Source organism: Enterobacter sp. 186315, from assembly GCF_053290175.1.
In genome coordinates, this window is the sequence record NZ_JBPTTK010000025.1 from 1 (window position 1) to 17026 (window position 17026).

General features: G+C 56.8%; 18 protein-coding genes. 7 read left to right on the plus strand and 11 right to left on the minus strand.

The features are described 5' to 3' along the window. The first annotated feature begins 127 nt into the window (after positions 1-127). Complete coding sequence (gene glpX / locus ACSVHP_RS20145) at positions 128-1138, plus strand: class II fructose-bisphosphatase (protein ID WP_447552835.1); 1011 nt, start codon at positions 128-130, stop codon at positions 1136-1138. A gap of 96 nt (positions 1139-1234) precedes the next feature. Then, positions 1235-1981 (plus strand): ferredoxin--NADP(+) reductase, encoded by a 747-nt coding sequence (gene fpr, locus ACSVHP_RS20150; protein ID WP_447552837.1) that lies wholly within the window; start codon positions 1235-1237, stop codon positions 1979-1981. On the opposite strand, the gene ACSVHP_RS20155 is transcribed toward fpr, so the two are convergent. After that, positions 1982-2401 carry a DUF805 domain-containing protein gene (locus tag ACSVHP_RS20155; RefSeq protein ID WP_234672906.1) on the minus strand — a complete coding sequence of 140 codons (420 nt, stop codon included), beginning with the start codon at positions 2399-2401 and terminating at the stop codon, positions 1982-1984. A 113-nt stretch (positions 2402-2514) separates the two neighbouring features. Between ACSVHP_RS20155 and ACSVHP_RS20160 the strand changes: the two genes are divergently transcribed. Both ACSVHP_RS20160 and tpiA read left to right on the plus strand, forming a co-directional pair. Beyond that, the gene (locus ACSVHP_RS20160; protein WP_234672904.1) at positions 2515-3111 is read left to right on the plus strand and encodes a DUF1454 family protein; all 597 of its coding nucleotides are present in this window, start codon (positions 2515-2517) and stop codon (positions 3109-3111) included. Positions 3112-3222: 111 nt separating this feature from the next. Further along, entirely contained in the window at positions 3223-3990 is a 768-nt protein-coding gene (gene tpiA, locus ACSVHP_RS20165) for a triose-phosphate isomerase (protein ID WP_234672902.1), read from the plus strand. Between the two features lie 59 nt (positions 3991-4049). On the opposite strand, the gene ACSVHP_RS20170 is transcribed toward tpiA, so the two are convergent. The 6 genes from ACSVHP_RS20170 to cpxP all read right to left on the minus strand — a co-directional run bounded on the left by ACSVHP_RS20170 (position 4050) and on the right by cpxP (position 10199). Beyond that, positions 4050-5354 (minus strand): SLC13 family permease, encoded by a 1305-nt coding sequence (locus ACSVHP_RS20170; protein ID WP_447552839.1) that lies wholly within the window; start codon positions 5352-5354, stop codon positions 4050-4052. A 72-nt stretch (positions 5355-5426) separates the two neighbouring features. Beyond that, positions 5427-6170 carry a CDP-diacylglycerol diphosphatase gene (locus ACSVHP_RS20175; protein ID WP_447552840.1) on the minus strand — a complete coding sequence of 248 codons (744 nt, stop codon included), beginning with the start codon at positions 6168-6170 and terminating at the stop codon, positions 5427-5429. Between the two features lie 110 nt (positions 6171-6280). After that, positions 6281-7270: a sulfate ABC transporter substrate-binding protein gene (locus ACSVHP_RS20180; RefSeq protein WP_417315569.1), complete on the minus strand. Its 990-nt coding sequence runs from the start codon at positions 7268-7270 to the stop codon at positions 6281-6283. Positions 7271-7508: 238 nt separating this feature from the next. Beyond that, complete coding sequence (pfkA, locus tag ACSVHP_RS20185; protein WP_234672894.1) at positions 7509-8471, minus strand: 6-phosphofructokinase; 963 nt, start codon at positions 8469-8471, stop codon at positions 7509-7511. A 174-nt stretch (positions 8472-8645) separates the two neighbouring features. Further along, a complete protein-coding gene (fieF, locus tag ACSVHP_RS20190) occupies positions 8646-9539 on the minus strand; it encodes a CDF family cation-efflux transporter FieF (RefSeq protein WP_234672892.1) in 894 nt (297 codons plus the stop codon). 153 nt (positions 9540-9692) lie between these two features. Beyond that, the gene (gene cpxP, locus ACSVHP_RS20195; protein ID WP_234672890.1) at positions 9693-10199 is read right to left on the minus strand and encodes a cell-envelope stress modulator CpxP; all 507 of its coding nucleotides are present in this window, start codon (positions 10197-10199) and stop codon (positions 9693-9695) included. A 150-nt stretch (positions 10200-10349) separates the two neighbouring features. On the opposite strand from cpxP, the gene cpxR reads away from it, so the two are divergent. After that, complete coding sequence (gene cpxR / locus ACSVHP_RS20200; protein WP_003862004.1) at positions 10350-11048, plus strand: envelope stress response regulator transcription factor CpxR; 699 nt, start codon at positions 10350-10352, stop codon at positions 11046-11048. Next, positions 11045-12418, plus strand: a complete 1374-nt coding sequence (cpxA, locus tag ACSVHP_RS20205; protein ID WP_447552841.1) for an envelope stress sensor histidine kinase CpxA — start codon at positions 11045-11047, stop codon at positions 12416-12418. The genes cpxR and cpxA overlap by 4 nt, the downstream gene beginning before the upstream one ends. A 117-nt stretch (positions 12419-12535) precedes the next feature. On the opposite strand, the gene yiiM is transcribed toward cpxA, so the two are convergent. Further along, entirely contained in the window at positions 12536-13210 is a 675-nt protein-coding gene (gene yiiM / locus ACSVHP_RS20210; RefSeq protein ID WP_447552843.1) for a 6-hydroxyaminopurine reductase, read from the minus strand. A 71-nt stretch (positions 13211-13281) separates the two neighbouring features. Beyond that, complete coding sequence (gene sodA, locus ACSVHP_RS20215) at positions 13282-13902, minus strand: superoxide dismutase [Mn] (protein WP_126546055.1); 621 nt, start codon at positions 13900-13902, stop codon at positions 13282-13284. Positions 13903-14191: 289 nt separating this feature from the next. On the opposite strand from sodA, the gene rhaT reads away from it, so the two are divergent. Beyond that, positions 14192-15226 carry an L-rhamnose/proton symporter RhaT gene (rhaT, locus tag ACSVHP_RS20220; RefSeq protein ID WP_234672886.1) on the plus strand — a complete coding sequence of 345 codons (1035 nt, stop codon included), beginning with the start codon at positions 14192-14194 and terminating at the stop codon, positions 15224-15226. On the opposite strand, the gene rhaR is transcribed toward rhaT, so the two are convergent. Together rhaR and rhaS are read right to left on the minus strand one after the other, a co-directional pair. After that, entirely contained in the window at positions 15227-16075 is an 849-nt protein-coding gene (gene rhaR, locus ACSVHP_RS20225; protein ID WP_234672884.1) for an HTH-type transcriptional activator RhaR, read from the minus strand. Between the two features lie 73 nt (positions 16076-16148). Beyond that, on the minus strand, positions 16149-16985 hold the full coding sequence (gene rhaS / locus ACSVHP_RS20230; protein WP_417315559.1) for an HTH-type transcriptional activator RhaS: 837 nt from the start codon (positions 16983-16985) through the stop codon (positions 16149-16151). Between the last annotated feature and the right edge of the window lie 41 nt (positions 16986-17026).

The following is a 17026-nucleotide window of genomic DNA, read 5'->3' on the forward strand; positions in this document are numbered from 1 at the left end:
GGGGGGGGGGGGGGGGGGGGGGGGGGGGGGGGTTGGGGGGGGGGGGGCTCCGACCGCACCGGCCCCCGCCCCCCTCCCCACTCTGTGATAAACTTCGTGCAATTCCTTTTAATTGCACGAGTACCTCATGAAACGTGAATTAGCTATCGAGTTTTCCCGCGTCACCGAAGCCGCCGCGCTGGCAGGCTATAAATGGCTGGGTCGTGGCGACAAAAATACCGCTGACGGCGCTGCCGTTCATGCCATGCGCATTGTGCTCAACCAGGTCAACATCGACGGCACCATCGTGATTGGTGAAGGCGAGATCGACGAAGCCCCGATGCTCTACATCGGCGAAAAAGTCGGGACGGGCAAAGGCGATGCCGTGGATATCGCGGTCGACCCGATTGAAGGCACCCGCATGACGGCGATGGGCCAGGCCAACGCGCTGGCCGTGCTGGCCGTCGGCGACAAAGGCTGTTTCCTTAACGCGCCGGACATGTACATGGAAAAGCTGATTGTCGGCCCCGGCGCGAAAGGTGCTATCGACCTCAGCCTGCCGCTGGAAGAGAACCTGCGCAACGTTGCCCACGCGCTGGACAAACCCCTTAGCGAACTCACCGTCACCATTCTGGCGAAACCGCGCCACGACGCCACCATTGCCCAGATGCAAAAGCTTGGCGTGCGCGTGTTTGCCATTCCCGATGGCGACGTGGCGGCCTCGATTCTGACCTGTATGCCGGACAGCGAAGTGGACGTGCTGTACGGGATTGGCGGTGCGCCGGAAGGCGTAGTGTCGGCGGCGGTGATCCGCGCGCTGGACGGCGACATGCAGGCACGCCTGCTGGCACGTCATGACGTCAAAGGCGACACGCCGGAGAACCGTCGTATCGGTGAAGACGAACTGGCACGCTGCGCCGCGATGGGCATTGAAGCCAACAAAGTGCTCGCGCTGAACGACATGGCGCGCAGCGACAACGTGGTCTTCTCCGCCACCGGCATTACCAAAGGCGATCTGCTGGACGGCATCACCCGCAAGGGCAACATGGCGACCACCGAAACGCTGCTGATCCGGGGTAAATCGCGTACCATTCGCCGCATCCAGTCGATTCACTATCTCGACCGTAAAGACCCGGACGTACAGACGCACATTCTGTAAAACCGTTTGATCGATAGAGCTTTCCGGCCCGAACGGGCTGGAAATTGTCATCACAAGTACGGAAGATAGAACAGAGAAACAGCACAGGAGAAGATCATGGCGGACTGGGTAACAGGTAAAGTCACAAAGATACAATTCTGGACCGATGCGCTATTTAGTCTCACCGTCCACGCGCCCATCAAACCGTTTACGGCCGGGCAATTTGCCAAGCTGGGGCTGGATGTCGACGGCGAGCGCGTGCAGCGCGCCTACTCCTACGTGAATGCGCCAGATAACCCCGATCTTGAGTTTTATCTTGTCACCGTCCCGGACGGCAAACTCAGCCCGCGCCTTGCCGCGCTGAAGCCAGGGGATGATGTGCAGATCGTGAGCGAAGCGGCGGGTTTCTTCGTGCTGGAGGAAGTTCCGGACTGCGATACCCTGTGGATGCTGGCAACCGGTACGGCTATCGGCCCTTACCTGTCTATCCTGGAGTACGGCAAGGATCTGGAGCGATTCAAAAACATCGTGCTGGTTCACGCCGCGCGCTACGCCGCCGACTTAAGCTATCTTCCGCAAATGCAGAAGCTTGAACAGCAGTACGGCGGGAAGCTGAAAATCCAGACCGTGGTCAGTCGCGAAACGACGGCAGGCTCGCTGACGGGGCGCGTCCCGGCGTTAATTGAAAGCGGTGCGCTGGAAGAGGCGGTTGGCCTGCCGATGACGGCCGACACCAGCCATGTGATGCTGTGCGGTAACCCGCAGATGGTTCGGGATACGCAGCAGCTTCTGAAAGATTCCCGGCAGATGACAAAACATCTTCGTCGTCGACCGGGCCATATGACGGCTGAACACTACTGGTGATCAGCGGAACTTCACGTCGAGCGTATCTTTTCCATACTTGTTTTCGTTCTGGGTGCCGATAAACGCGCCCAGATCGACAAGCATCATCACGAAAATAATCGTTGGCAGCAGCAGGCCCACGACCCACGGCAGGATGGACGGCAGCATTGACCAGTTCCCGCCTATCAACATCCACGCCACAATAATCAGAAACGCCCACGCGCCGGAGCGCCCGCGATCGTGCAGACGTTTCACCACCACGGCGGCCGTCGGCCAGAGTAAACAGACCAGCGCAAACGCGGCAGTTTGGGTGCTCAACCAGGCGCGGTTAGCGACAAAAAACAGGATCAGCATGGCGACGACCCACGTCACTATCCAGATCCAGAAATCACGGCGCCCGATACGCCCTTTGAATGAAAACAGCCACTGCTGTATGGTCATGTAAGGTTCCTTCATTATTATATTGCCGCCATTTTACCCTGGAGTTGTGACCTTTTGACAAGCCGACCAGATATCGTTTTAATCATGGGCACTAACGGCCAGGGGTACGATTGATGAAAAGTTCAGCACATGCCTTTTTACTGTGTTTAACCCTGCTGGGTGCCAGTTTTTCTCTGCGCGCCGCCGACACGCCCGCCCCCGCCACCGCACCTTATCTGCTGGCAGGCGCCCCCTCGTTCGATCAATCCATCAGCCAGTTTCGTGAAGCCTTTAACCGGGACAACCCCACGCTGCCGCTGGAGGAGTTTCGCGCCATTGATAGCGCGCGCGATACCCCGACGCTGACCCGCGCCGCCAGCAAAATTAACGAGAATTTATACGCGTCGACGGCATTAGAGCGCGGCACGTTAAAAATCAAAAGTATGCAGATAACCTGGCTGCCGATTCAGGGGCCAGAGCAGAAAGCCGCGAAGGCAAAAGCGCTGGAGTACATGAGCGCCATTTTACGCGCCTTTACTCCGCCCCTGACCAAAGCGCAAAGCCAGCAAAAGCTGCAAAAGCTGCTGGCGGCGGGGAAAAACAAGCACTACCACGCCGAAACCGAAGGCGCGATCCGCTATGTTGTCGCAGATAACGGCGAAAAGGGACTGACCTTCGCTGTTGAACCGATTAAGCTGGCACTATCTGACACTCTCGGAGGGGCGAATTAATGACAAAAAGCAAAGCCTTTCAGGGGAAAATCTCTATACTGATTCACAGACCATGCTGCCCGTCAGGGTGGCCATATTCCTTAATTCGCTTATTTAGCGTGGAGAATTAAAATGCGACATCCTTTAGTGATGGGTAACTGGAAACTGAACGGCAGCCGCCACATGGTAAACGAACTGGTTGCTAACCTGCGCAAAGAGCTGGCTGGCGTAACGGGTTGCGCGGTAGCTATCGCTCCACCTGATATGTACCTGGACCTGGCTAAACGTGCCGCAGACGGCAGCCACATCGTGCTGGGCGCGCAGAACGTTGACGTTAACCTGTCTGGCGCATTCACCGGTGAAACCTCCGCTGAAATGCTGAAAGATATCGGCGCGAAATACATCATCATCGGCCACTCTGAGCGTCGTACCTACCACAAAGAATCCGACGAGTTCATCGCGAAGAAATTCGCTGTGCTGAAAGAGCAGGGTCTGATCCCGGTTCTGTGCATCGGTGAAACCGAAGCTGAAAACGAAGCGGGCAAAACCGAAGAAGTCTGCGCACGTCAGATCGACGCGGTTCTGAAAACGCAGGGCGCAGCGGCATTCGAAGGCGCAGTCATCGCTTACGAACCAGTATGGGCAATCGGTACTGGCAAATCTGCAACCCCAGCGCAGGCACAGGCCGTTCACAAATTCATCCGTGACCACATTGCTAAAGCAGACGCGAAAGTGGCTGAGCAAGTGATCATCCAGTACGGCGGTTCCGTAAACGCAGCCAACGCGGCTGAGCTGTTCACCCAGCCAGACATCGACGGCGCGCTGGTTGGCGGTGCATCCCTGAAAGCTGACGCTTTCGCGGTCATCGTTAAAGCAGCAGAAGCGGCTAAACAGGCGTAATCGCCCGTCCGCACGACAGGATCGTAGGCCCGGTAAGCGTTAGCGCCACCGGGCTTTTTTTATAAGCGTCCCAGCACGCTAAACCACAGATAATCCAGCGGCAGCAGCACCAGATAGGTTGCAACGGCCAGCGCCAGACAAAGCAGCATCCCCGCCTTCGCAGGCACCTTCCCTAATCCCATTGCGACCACAATCGGCGATGCCTGATACGGCAGCAGCGGCGTGGAGTAGCCCAGCACCTGAATCATAATCACCGACAGCAGCGGAAAGCCGGTTGCGTCCGAAAAGCTCTGCGCAAGCGTAGTGTACAGCGCCGGCACGCCGTTGGCGGTCATAATGAAGTTGAGCGCCGTGGTGATCCCGGTCAGCGCGAGGAAGCTGGTGAACGGCTTATCGGCGTCCAGCGGCATTACGTGCAGCAGCGCGTCACCCACGGCGGCGCCGATCCCGGTCTGCGTCACGGTGATGGCCAGCCCGAGGATCCCCGCCACGTAAATACAGGTGCGCATATTTACGCCCGTTGAAAACTCTTCGCCGGTGATAAACCCGACGCGCGGCAGCAGCACGATGACCGAGGCTGCAAGCCCCGTCCACGCCGGGCCGATACCGTGCAAGCTCTCGGTAACCCACATCACCAGCACCACCGCCAGCAGCCAGGCGAGGCGCTTTTCGTCGCGCCCCATCGGTTCCGGCGGGGTCAGATCCCGCGCGGGTTTCGGGCTACCGGGAAAGAGCCAGCAGATCAGCCCAATCAGAATCAGTCCTTTGAGAATGCCCAGCACCGGCGTGTGCAGGAGCAGATACGGCACGTAGTTCAGATGGATCCCGTACGAGCCTTCCGCCGCGCCGCTCATGACCAGATTCGGCACGTTAGCCGGAAGAATGGTTGCCGAAAGCTGGAAGGTCCCGAAACCCACCGCCAGCGCCAGGCCAAACCAGGCGCGGGAGCCGTCAGGAATACCGGCGCGTTTCGCCATCGCCGCCACGATGGGCATCAGCAGCGCGATACGCCCCATGTTCGACGGCATCACAAACGCCAGCGCGTAGCTCAGCAGCACGACGCTTGCCACCATCAGCGGCCACGAATCGGTGAGCCTGGCGGACAACGCCCGCGCCGCCCGGTCCGCGAGGCCGGTTTTGCGGATCGCCACGCCCAGCACAAATCCGCTGAACACCAGCCAGAACGCCGACGAGGCAAAGCCACCGAAGATGACCTCCGGCGGCGCGATTCTGGCGGCCATCGCCACGGTGAAAAACAGCAGCGCGGTCAGAAACTCCGGCAGCAGCGACGTCGCCCACAGCACGATGGTGACGCCAACAATCAGCGAGGGCAGGAACAGAGGGTGAGTAAACCAGAGCGACATACCTGTCTCCTGTAGATTTTTTCAGCAGTCTACGGCGACAGGCAGCGCGAGTAAACGCTATTTATGGTGGGGTCAATTCAGGATATCGCATTGATGATCCTGCAATTCCTCAGCAGATGCGCGGTTAAGGGCCAGCAAATTACGCTCGGTTGCCAGCAGCACGAAGGAGCCGTCCGACTGCTGCGCCATCGCCAGCGCAAAGCGCCCCATGTGGTCACGCGCTTCCGGCAGTTCTTCCGCGAGCATCATAAAAGGGCTGCGCTGAACCAGCTCGTTTTCCGTCACGCGGCGGGCGAGATATTCGTGTCCCTCCAGCCCGCCGGGGAAAGGCAGCCACTGGGTACTGATTTGCCCCTGGCTGGCGTCGAGCTTTTCACGCACGTCCGGGCGCAGGCAGGAGATGTGAATGTGGAAATGGTTTTGCGTGCGGCCGGTCGGGGAGTTGATGGTCAGCGAAACGGCGCTGTCCGGGACGTCTGAGCCTCTTTTCATGCTCATAAAGTTGCGCGACTGCCACGCCAGCCAGAAGAAATTGGGCGTGTGGGATTCGGTCAGCAGCGGGCTTTCGGTGCCGTTGATGCGGTAGGTGGGCATCAGCAGATATTGCAGCGGCCCGTTGCGGTCTTTAAACACCACGTAGCCCGCATCCGTCTTCACCTGCGCGCACGGCGCCGGGTTACGATGTTGCTGCTGATTCGGCACGCACTGGTCAAGAACGATATGGCGTAAGGCGTTTGGGTTGCCGGACTTCATCCAGAACCAGCCGCCGGCGGCAAGCACGACGACAACCAGAATCAACAGAATAATCTTTTTCACAGCGCGTTCCCCGTATCCATTTGACGTGAAAGAGTAACGCAAAAAGATGACCAAATAAAAAACCCGGTGGATTTCTCACACCGGGTCACCGTGTCGTTCGCTGTCAGCGCTTAGCGCTTACTGATCTGGTCGAAAGTGCCGCCGTTGGAGAAGTGCTCTTTCTGCGCTTTGGTCCAGCCGCCAAACTCGTCATCAATGGTGAAGAGTTTCAGTTTCGGGAACTCGCCTTCGTATTTCTTCGCCACCGCCGGGTCGCGCGGACGGTAGAAGTTCTTCGCCGCAATTTCCTGGCCTTCCGGCGAGTAGAGATACTTCAGGTAAGCTTCCGCCACCGCTTTGGTGTCTTTCTTCTCGACCACTTTATCTACGATAGATACGGTCGGTTCGGCGAGGATAGACTCGCTTGGCGTCACGATCTCGAATTTGTCTTTGCCCAGCTCGTTAGTCGCCAGCAGCGCTTCGTTTTCCCACGCAATCAGCACGTCGCCGATACCGCGTTCCACGAAGGTGTTGGTTGCGCCACGCGCGCCGGAATCCAGCACTTCAACGTTTTTAAACAGCGCTTTCACGAACTCCTGCGCTTTTGCCTGATCGCCGTTGTTGTGGTGCAGCGCGTAGCCCCAGGCTGCGAGATAGTTCCAGCGTGCGCCGCCGGAGCTTTTCGGGTTCGGGGTGATGACCGATACGCCCGGCTTGATCAGGTCGTTCCAGTCTTTAATGTGTTTTGGGTTGCCTTTGCGCACAAGGAAAACGATGGTCGAGGTGTACGGCGCGGAGTTGTCCGGCAGGCGTTTGATCCAGTTTTTATCAATACGGCCACGTTCCGCAATCGCGTCAACGTCGTAGGCCAGCGCCAGGGTCACCACATCGGCTTCAATACCGTTAATCACTGAGGTCGCCTGTTTGCCGGAGCCGCCGTGCGACTGGCGGATCACCACGTTATCGCCGGTTTCCTGTTTGTAGTGCGCCGCAAAGGCCTTGTTGTATTGATCGTACAGCTCACGCGTCGGGTCGTACGACACGTTCAGTAACTGGATGTCCTTAGCCAGAACGCTGGTCGATGCCAGCAATAATGTTAACCCCACGCCCCATTTATTCATCGCCCAGCTCTCTTGTGTGATGTTTTTGATGAATGCAGCGTGCCAGAAAGATAACCAATGATTAAAGAATAAAAAAAGATTGGCTATAACGAGGAGGAATATATAAACCCGTGTGAGAGGCCTGATGCCCTCACCCCAACCCTCTCCCACGGGAGAGGGCGCAAACATAAAAAAACGGTAACCCATAGGTTACCGTTTTGCATTTACCTTGCGCCACCCGGCACAATATAAACGCCGATCAGTACAGTTTTTTCGCGCAGTCCAGCCAGTCACCTTTGAACGGACGCTTCATGTTTTCAATCGCGTCGATGATGTCATGGTGAACCAGTTTTTCGTTCTGAATACCGACGCAGCGGCCGCCGTGGCCCTGCAACAGCAGATCGATCGCATATGCCCCCATGCGGGAGGCCAGGATACGGTCGTATGGGCCCGGGGAACCGCCACGCTGGATGTGACCCAGAACGGTCGCACGGGTTTCACGTTTGGTTTCGGTTTCGATGTACTTCGCCAGCTCGTCAACGTCACAGATGTGCTCGGTGATGGCCACGATCGCGTGTTTCTTACCTTTCGCGATGCCCGCTTTGATTTCGTTAACCAGGTCTTCGCGGCTGAATTCAACTTCAGGCACCACGATGAACTCACAGCCACCGGCAATAGCCGCTGCCAGGGTCAGATCGCCACAGTAACGGCCCATCACTTCAACGATGGAGATACGCTGGTGTGAAGAAGAGGTGTCACGCAGGCGGTCAATCGCTTCAACAACGGTACCCAGTGCGGTGAAGAAACCGATGGTGTAGTCAGTACCTTTGATGTCGTTGTCGATGGTGCCCGGCAGACCGATGCACGGGAAGCCCATTTCAGTCAGACGTTTTGCACCCATATAAGAACCGTCGCCGCCGATAACGACCAGCGCGTCCAGGCCACGTTTCTTCATATTTTCGATAGCCACTTCACGGATGTGTTCGTCACGGAATTCCGGGAAGCGCGCGGAACCGAGGAAGGTACCGCCACGGTTAATCATGTCTGACACGCTATAGCGGTCGAGCTGAACCATACGGTCTTCATACAGACCCAGGTAACCGTCATAAACACCAAAAACTTCCAGGCCTTCCGTCAGCGCTGCACGGACAACCCCACGAATTGCCGCGTTCATGCCGGGCGCATCACCGCCGCTTGTCAACACACCGATTTTCTTAATCATGACTACCTCTGAACTTAGGAATGCAAAATTGAAATCTGTTGCCGGAAGAAATTGTTCGACCAACGAATACTGCAAATAGTATATCAATCACTTCCAGCTGAATTGATTCAGGTCAGACCAAATGGCGGTAATTTATACACAAAATGCTGGCCTGGCTCACTTTTTTACAACGAATTACGAAAGCTCAAAATGTCCGGGTACGACTGAACAGGGATCCTGGTGAATGATGACATCCGATCCAGGAAAGCGCTGCAAAATCGCCTGCTCAACCTGTTCAGCCACTAAATGCGCCTGAACCAGCGGCAGGTTGTCTTCCATTTCTAAATGAATCTGAATAAAGCGGGTCGGCCCTGACTGCCGCGTACGAAGATCGTGAGCACCGCTGACCCCAGGCCAGGATGTCACAATGGTATAAATTTCATCACGTTCTGCATCGGGAAGCGCGCGATCGAGCAGCGATTGCACCGCTTCGTAACCCATCCGCAAGGCGCTATAAAGAATATAGATGCCAATCCCTAACGCGAATAATGCATCGGCGCGATGCCAGCCATACCAGGCAAGTCCGAGCGCAATAAGAATCGCGCCATTCATCATAACATCAGACTGATAATGAAGCATATCTGCCCGTACAGCCTGACTTTGCGTTTTGCGAACCACCCAACGCTGGAAGGTTACAAGAACTAAAGTGCTTATAAGTGCAACTATCGTGACCACCACGCCGACGCCGGGATCTTTCATCGGCGTTGGCGTCACCAGATGCTGAATGCCGGTCAAAAACAGGAACAGCGCGGAGCCGGAGATAAACATGCTTTGCGCCAGCGCCGCCAGCGATTCCGCCTTGCCGTGGCCAAAGGTGTGCTCTTCATCCGCCGGTTGCAGCGAATAGCGCACCACCAGAAGATTGGTCAGCGAAGCCGCAATATCCACGAGCGAATCCACCAGCGCCGCCAGAATACTGACCGAGCCGGTATACCACCACGCGAAGATTTTAATTATCAGCAAGCACGACGCCATAACCGTCGCGGCAATTGCTGCCCGGCTTACCAGCCGTCCATAGGTTTGATTCATAAACGCTCCTGTCATGCCATGCCGCTAGTATAACGGATGGGTGGAGAGTCTAAGGATGAATAAACGGTTAACAAAGCTGAACGAAGGGCAAAAAAAACCCCCACATCATGTGGGGGAAGACAGGGATGGTGTCTATGGCAAGGAAAACAGGGTTTACTGGTTACTACGGGTGTTGCTATTGCTACTGAAAAACGTTGTTTCTGAGCTTCGCTGCATCCGTGCAACCTCACGCAACTGGTCCATTCGTTGCTGATGTTTCTCGTTCAAAACCGCTTGCTGCTCGGGCGATAGCAGATGGAACATTTGGTTGCGGACTTTGGCCATTTCGACCTGACGGGCAACCAGTACCTGCGCCATTTTTTCTGCCTGAGCGCGTACAGCGCTTTCGTCAAAATTTTCTGCGGTGACAAGGCGATGCATTGTCTCCATTTCGCTAACATTAACAGGGGGCTGGTCGTGTCTTGCCCTCTGCATCAGATCTCGCATCTGTTGACGCTGATGTTCGGTTAAACTTATGCCGTCGAACATATGGCTTTGGCTGCTGTTCTGCGCTGCGTTCTCGCCGGAGAACATGTTGTCGCCGGTAGTGGTTACAGCAGCCTGGCTAAACGCACTGAAGGCCAGCGTTGAGGCCATGACGGCAGCGGTAACTTTGCGCATCACTTGCTCCCAAAATCTTTCGTGTCGCGATTCAACGAGAGACAGTCTACGATTCAGGCTGCAAACATGCGTCAGGGGGTGTAAAACAACGTAAAGTCATGGATTAGATAGCCTTGATGTCGTAATTTCTGCCTCGGAGGTATTTAAACAATGAATAAGATCCTGTTAGTTGATGATGACCGAGAGCTCACATCTCTTTTAAAAGAGTTGCTCGACATGGAAGGTTTCAACGTTCTGGTCGCCCACGATGGCGAGCAGGCGCTGAGTCTCCTTGACGACAGCATCGATTTACTTTTGCTCGACGTGATGATGCCAAAGAAGAACGGTATCGATACGTTGAAAGAGCTTCGCCAGACACACCAGACCCCCGTTATCATGCTGACCGCACGCGGCAGCGAACTTGACCGTGTTCTCGGCCTTGAGCTGGGCGCGGATGACTATCTCCCGAAACCGTTCAACGACCGTGAACTGGTCGCCCGTATTCGCGCTATCCTGCGTCGTTCCCACTGGAGCGAACAGCAGCAGAATACCGACAACAGCTCACCAACGCTGGAAGTGGACTCCCTGAGCCTGAATCCGGGCCGCCAGGAAGCGAGCTTCGACGGCGAAACGCTGGAATTAACCGGCACCGAGTTCACCCTGCTTTATCTGCTGGCGCAGCATTTGGGCCAGGTGGTATCGCGTGAACATTTGAGTCAGGAAGTGCTGGGTAAACGCCTCACGCCGTTTGACCGCGCTATCGACATGCATATCTCTAACCTGCGCCGTAAACTGCCGGAACGCAAAGACGGTCACCCGTGGTTTAAAACCCTGCGTGGACGCGGTTATCTGATGGTTTCCGCTTCATGATAGGCAGCTTAACCGCCCGCATCTTCGCCATTTTCTGGCTGACGCTGGCACTGGTTTTGATGCTCGTTTTGATGTTGCCAAAACTCGACTCACGCCAGATGACGGAGCTTCTCGACAGCGAGCAGCGCCAGGGCGTGATGATCGAGCAGCACGTAGAGGCCGAGCTGGCAAACGATCCGCCGAACGATTTAATGTGGTGGCGCAGGCTGTTTCGCGCTATCGACAAGTGGGCACCGCCCGGGCAACGCCTGCTGCTGGTGACCAGCGAAGGCCGCGTAATTGGGGCCGATCGCAATGAAATGCAGATTATCCGTAACTTCATTGGCCAGGCGGATAACGCCGATCATCCTCAGAAGAAAAAATACGGTCGGGTAGAAATGGTGGGCCCTTTCTCGGTGAGAGATGGGGAAGATAACTACCAGCTGTATCTGATCCGCCCTGCGAGCAATTCCCAGTCCGACTTTATCAACCTGCTGTTTGACCGTCCGCTGCTGCTGCTGATCGTCACGATGCTGGTCAGCTCGCCGCTGCTACTCTGGCTGGCGTGGAGCCTGGCGAAACCGGCGCGTAAGCTGAAAAACGCCGCCGACGAGGTGGCGCAGGGCAACCTGAGACAGCATCCGGAACTGGAGGCCGGGCCGCAGGAGTTCCTCGCCGCCGGGACCAGCTTTAACCAGATGGTCAGCGCGCTTGACCGCATGATGACGGCGCAGCAGCGTCTGCTGTCGGATATATCGCACGAGTTGCGCACTCCGCTCACGCGCCTACAGCTTGGCACCGCGCTGCTGCGTCGTCGCAGCGGTGAGAGCAAAGAGCTGGAGCGTATTGAAACCGAAGCGCACCGTCTGGACAGCATGATCAACGACCTGCTGGTCATGTCGCGCAATCAGCAGAAAAACGCGCTGGTGAGCGAAACGGTGAAGGCCAACCACCTGTGGCATGAGGTGCTGGATAACGCCGCGTTCGAAGCCGAGCAGATGGGCAAGTCGTTCACCGTTAACTTCCCGCCGGGGCCTTGGCCGCTGTACGGCAACCCCAACACGCTGGAAAGCGCGCTGGAGAATATCGTGCGTAACGCCCTGCGCTACTCGCACACGAAGATTGAGGTGGCGTTCTCGGTGGATAAAGACGGCATCACCATCATCGTGGATGACGACGGTCCAGGCGTGAGTCCGGAAGACAGGGAGCAGATTTTCCGTCCGTTCTACCGCACCGACGAAGCGCGCGACCGCGAGTCGGGCGGGACGGGGCTGGGGCTGGCGATTGTTGAAACCGCGATGCAGCAGCACCGTGGCTGGGTGAAGGCCGACGACAGCCCGCTGGGCGGATTACGGTTAACGCTGTGGCTGCCGCTGTATAAGCGTTTGTAGTTTTCTCTGGCACTGAACTGTAGGCCCGGTAAGCGCAGCGCCACCGGGCAATTACAGCGCAGAGGCAAACATGCCGGGTGGCGGCTTCGCCTTACCCGGCCTACTCTCTTCCGTGGTTTACTTTCCCCACAATCTCCGCGAATTATCCTCGATCTTGCCGCTTAAACGCCGCTTCTGCATCGTTCTTGTCCAGCTTGTCGATAACCCCGCCGCCGACAGCAGGCGGTGATACTGCTCGTCGTCAAACGGCATATGCCAGGCGATTGCGCAGGCGTCGTACACCGACACATCGCTCAGGCGCGAGGCCAGCTCCAGCGGCGCGTCGGCAAATACTTGCCCCGCCAGCACCACCCGGTACAGCCAGCCGGTTTTGCCCGCGCTTTGCAGCCGTGCGGACATATCGCTGATGTCAAAATGATAGTTGAGCTTGAAGCACGGCGAGCGCGGCTGCGTCACCTGGATCAGGGCATCGCCCCAGCGGAAGATATCGCCGATGAAGACGTTCTTTTCGGTCAGCCCGTCGGTGGAGAGATTCTCGCCAAAGGCGGGGGCCACGAACAGATCCGCCTGTTCGGGGAATTCGGTTTTCCAGTGCTGATAATGTTCGCGTGGATAGTGGCACAGCGCGCGATCTGGCCCGCCGTGGATCTTCTTTTCGGCCTGCTCATCGCCCGCCAGTCCGAGGTCGGTTAAGGTCAGCTCACCGTCGACCTGGATTTTGGCGATAGCGCTCGGGCGGCTGCCGTCGTAGTCCCTGACCTTTCCTGTGAACACGTTTACCGGGTAATGCATTGCTGCCTCCATTACGCAGATACAAAAAAAGCGAGCCATCAGACTCGCTTCTCACAGGCGTCAATGCAACCTTATTTTTTAGCGGCGAAACGCGCTGCGGCTTCGTCCCAGTTCACCACGTCCCAGAAGGCTTTAATGTAGTCCGGGCGACGGTTCTGGAATTTCAGGTAGTAAGCGTGTTCCCACACGTCCAGACCCAGGATTGGGAAACCGGATGCGCCAGAGATAGCTTCACCCATCAGCGGGGAGTCCTGGTTTGCAGTTGAAACAACCGCCAGTTTGTCACCTTTCAGTACCAGCCACGCCCAGCCAGAGCCGAAACGGGTTGCAGCCGCTTTCTCGAACTCTGCTTTGAAGTTGTCAACGGAGCCGAAGTCGCGCTCGATAGCGGCTTTCAGGTCACCTTGCAGGGTGGTACCGGTTTTCAGGCCTTTCCAGAACAGGCTGTGGTTAGCGTGACCGCCCGCGTTGTTGCGCAGAACGGTTTTCTTGTCCGCTGGCAGCTGGTCCAGTTTAGCGATCAGCTCTTCAGCAGACAGGTTAGCGAACTCTGGCAGGCTTTCCAGCGCGGCGTTCGCGTTGTTCACATAGGTCTGGTGGTGTTTAGTGTGATGGATTTCCATCGTCTGCTTGTCGAAATGCGGTTCCAGTGCGTCATAGGCATACGGCAGGGATGGCAGTGTATAACTCATAATCCTCTCCATTAGTGTCGGGCGGCACAGCTGTTAATGCCGCGTAAGCAGTTGGTTCATTATAGTTAATTAAATGATATTGAAAATGATTATCAATGCCGTAGTTTTTATAAGGTTATACAATTTGCTCACATTCCCGAATATGTGAGTCTGCTCACGCGGTTAACGCGTTGATTGCCATCCCAAACGAAAGTGCGGCAACCTTCTGAAGGTTCCCAATCCGCCTAATTTTTACACTCATCAAGTCGGCGGGAAGCCACCGACATATAAAAACGATGAGGACGTAAAAATGAATCATGCGATTACGATGGGTATTTTCTGGCATTTGATAGGCGCAGCCAGTGCAGCCTGTTTCTATGCCCCGTTTAAAAAGGTGAAACATTGGTCATGGGAAACCATGTGGTCCGTGGGCGGTACGGTGTCGTGGCTGATTTTGCCCTGGACCATCAGCGCCATGCTGCTCCCCGATTTCTGGGGCTATTTCTCCTCCTTTAGCGCCTCCACCCTGCTGCCGGTCTTTCTGTTTGGCGCGATGTGGGGCATCGGTAACATCAACTACGGTCTGACCATGCGCTATCTCGGCATGTCGATGGGGATCGGCATCGCGATTGGCATTACGCTGATTGTCGGCACCCTGATGACGCCGATCCTCAACGGCAACTTCGACGTGCTGATCCACACCGAAGGCGGGCGCATGACGCTGCTGGGCGTGCTGGTGGCGGTGATCGGCGTCGGCATTGTGACCCGCGCGGGCCAGCTGAAAGAGCGCAAAATGGGCATCAAGGCCGAAGACTTCAACCTGAAGAAAGGGCTGATGCTGGCGGTGATGTGCGGGATTTTCTCCGCCGGGATGTCGTTCGCGATGAACGCCGCCAAACCGATGCATGAGGCCGCCGCCGCGCTGGGCGTCGACCCGCTGTACGTGGCGCTGCCAAGCTACGTGGTGATCATGGGCGGCGGCGCGCTGGTTAACCTGGGCTACTGCATCATTCGTCTGGCAAAAGTGAAGAACCTGTCGGTAAAAGCCGACTTCTCTATCGCAAAACCGCTGATTATCACCAACGTGCTGCTCTCCGCGCTCGGCGGCCTGATGTGGTATTTGCAGTTCTTCTTCTACGCCTGGGGCCACGCCAGCATTCCGGCGCAGTATGACTACATGAGCTGGATGCTGCACATGAGCTTCTACGTGCTGTGCGGTGGGCTGGTTGGTCTGGTGCTGAAAGAGTGGAACAACGCCGGGCGTCGTCCGGTGGGCGTGCTGAGCCTGGGCTGCGTGGTGATTATTATCGCGGCCAATATCGTTGGCCTCGGCATGGCAAACTGATTACGCCGCTTTCCGACTGCGATGACGCCACTGTACCGGCGTCATCCCCACCTCGCGGTTAAACACCACCGAAAAGTAGTTGCTGTCCTCAAAGCCGCAGCGCATCGCCACTTCGCTCACCATTAGCTCCGTATGTTGCAGCAGATACTGCGCGTGGCAGATGCGCAGCTGGCGCAGATAGTGGTTCACCGTCATGCCCGTCTGGGTGCGGAACTGCTGGCGCAGGGCGCGCTCGCTGCACTGCTCCTGCTCGCAAAACTTCTCCAGCACAAAGCTTCTGTTCAGGCTTCCCGCAAGGGTGGTGATCAGCTTGTCGAGCAGCGCCTCCTGTTCCGTGGCGGAAGGGTTATCGGTGGCGTAACGGTAGCGTTTGAGGGTCATCACCAGCTGGGCGAACAGCAGCTCTGCCATCTGATTTGCCAGGGCATCGCTCTTCTGGCTCTCCTGCTCCAGCTGCGTAATGACCTGGCGCACCGCGTTCATGCCGTTGCTGCTTAACCGCCAGTGCGGCGCGCTTTTATCAACGTTAAAACCGGGGATGTTCGCCGCCCAGTCGACGTTAAGCTTCAGCCTGTCGGGGCAGTAGATGACGTTCTGCAACACCAGATCGTTCACCGAGGCATAGGAGTGTTTATCTTCAGCGCGGATGTAAAACAGGTCGCCGCGCGTGATGCGGTAGGGGCGATCGTTGAGAACGTGCAGGCCGTTGCCGCGCCACACCAGCACCAGCTCGCAAAATTCATGGGTGTGTTCGGCAAAGACGTTTTGCGGATAGCGATCCGCCACCGCGACGGCCTGCCCGGCGGAGGCAAAAAAATCATCTTTGCGAAGAATCAACTGAGCAGCCACACCACGACCTCAACGGCAAATAACCGAACATTATTAGCCTGTTTGCGGCAAAAAAACGGTGACTGCCCTCGCGTTACTGAAGGGAGGCATCTTTCCCCTGGCGGATATCGCGCGGCGACCAGCTAAATTCGCGGCGAAACAGCGTCGAAAAGTGGTTACTGTCGCCGAAACCGCAGCGATAGGCGATATCGGTCACGCTATCGTCCGTATGGCGCAGCAGATGACGCGCTTTGATCAGCCGCAGGCGATTGAGATAGCGCTGGGGCGTCAGCCCGGTATGCTGCTTAAGCTGGCGATGCAGGGTGCGCAGCGAGAGGGAAAAGTCATCCGCCAGCGTTTCCCAGCAGACGTCTTCGGCGAAATGGTCTTCCAGCCAGGCCATCAGCTGGTTGAGCCGGGCATCGTTATTCTCCAGCCCTTCCACCAGGCTACTGCGGCGCAGCAGCACCAGCAGCTGCATAAACAGCAGCTCGCGGGTCGCAATGTTGTGCGTTTCTTGTCCGTCTTCGCTCTGCTCCATCTGGCTCACCAGACCGCGCACCTGCTGGAGCGTGGACTGGTTCACCCGCCAGTGGGACGGATAGTGCCCGTCCTTCTCCTGCGGCAGAAGCTGGTTCAGCCCGGAGAGAAACTGGAACGCGTCCGGCGAGCGGTAGAGGACGTTGGTCAGACACAGGTTGTCGGTATGTTCATACAGGTGCCTGTCGTGATCGCGCACGAAGCACACCGTCCCGCCGCTGATGGTGTAGGGCTGGCCGTTGAAAACGTGAATGCCCGTCCCGTGTTCCACAATCACAATCTCATGAAAATCATGATGATGTTCCGGAAACGCGGCCTGAGGGAGCCGTGGCTCAATCGCGACGGGCGACGCTCCCGAAGGAAAAAAATCCACGCTGTGTAGTACGGTCATAACGGCCCCCACCAATGAGAAATGTTCTCAAAATAGTAATT

Excerpts from the sequence above, each read along its gene's own strand:
- tpiA (WP_234672902.1), top strand. The coding sequence starts at position 3,223 with ATGCGACATCCTTTAGTGATGGGTAACTGGAAACTGAACGGCAGCCGC.
- rhaT (WP_234672886.1), top strand. The coding sequence starts at position 14,192 with ATGAATCATGCGATTACGATGGGTATTTTCTGGCATTTGATAGGCGCA.
- cpxP (WP_234672890.1), bottom strand. The coding sequence starts at position 10,199 with ATGCGCAAAGTTACCGCTGCCGTCATGGCCTCAACGCTGGCCTTCAGT.
- ACSVHP_RS20180 (WP_417315569.1), bottom strand. The coding sequence starts at position 7,270 with ATGAATAAATGGGGCGTGGGGTTAACATTATTGCTGGCATCGACCAGC.
- yiiM (WP_447552843.1), bottom strand. The coding sequence starts at position 13,210 with ATGCATTACCCGGTAAACGTGTTCACAGGAAAGGTCAGGGACTACGAC.
- cpxR (WP_003862004.1), top strand. The coding sequence starts at position 10,350 with ATGAATAAGATCCTGTTAGTTGATGATGACCGAGAGCTCACATCTCTT.
- ACSVHP_RS20155 (WP_234672906.1), bottom strand. The coding sequence starts at position 2,401 with ATGACCATACAGCAGTGGCTGTTTTCATTCAAAGGGCGTATCGGGCGC.
- ACSVHP_RS20160 (WP_234672904.1), top strand. The coding sequence starts at position 2,515 with ATGAAAAGTTCAGCACATGCCTTTTTACTGTGTTTAACCCTGCTGGGT.
- pfkA (WP_234672894.1), bottom strand. The coding sequence starts at position 8,471 with ATGATTAAGAAAATCGGTGTGTTGACAAGCGGCGGTGATGCGCCCGGC.
- fpr (WP_447552837.1), top strand. The coding sequence starts at position 1,235 with ATGGCGGACTGGGTAACAGGTAAAGTCACAAAGATACAATTCTGGACC.
- sodA (WP_126546055.1), bottom strand. The coding sequence starts at position 13,902 with ATGAGTTATACACTGCCATCCCTGCCGTATGCCTATGACGCACTGGAA.
- rhaS (WP_417315559.1), bottom strand. The coding sequence starts at position 16,985 with ATGACCGTACTACACAGCGTGGATTTTTTTCCTTCGGGAGCGTCGCCC.
- glpX (WP_447552835.1), top strand. The coding sequence starts at position 128 with ATGAAACGTGAATTAGCTATCGAGTTTTCCCGCGTCACCGAAGCCGCC.
- cpxA (WP_447552841.1), top strand. The coding sequence starts at position 11,045 with ATGATAGGCAGCTTAACCGCCCGCATCTTCGCCATTTTCTGGCTGACG.
- ACSVHP_RS20170 (WP_447552839.1), bottom strand. The coding sequence starts at position 5,354 with ATGTCGCTCTGGTTTACTCACCCTCTGTTCCTGCCCTCGCTGATTGTT.
- fieF (WP_234672892.1), bottom strand. The coding sequence starts at position 9,539 with ATGAATCAAACCTATGGACGGCTGGTAAGCCGGGCAGCAATTGCCGCG.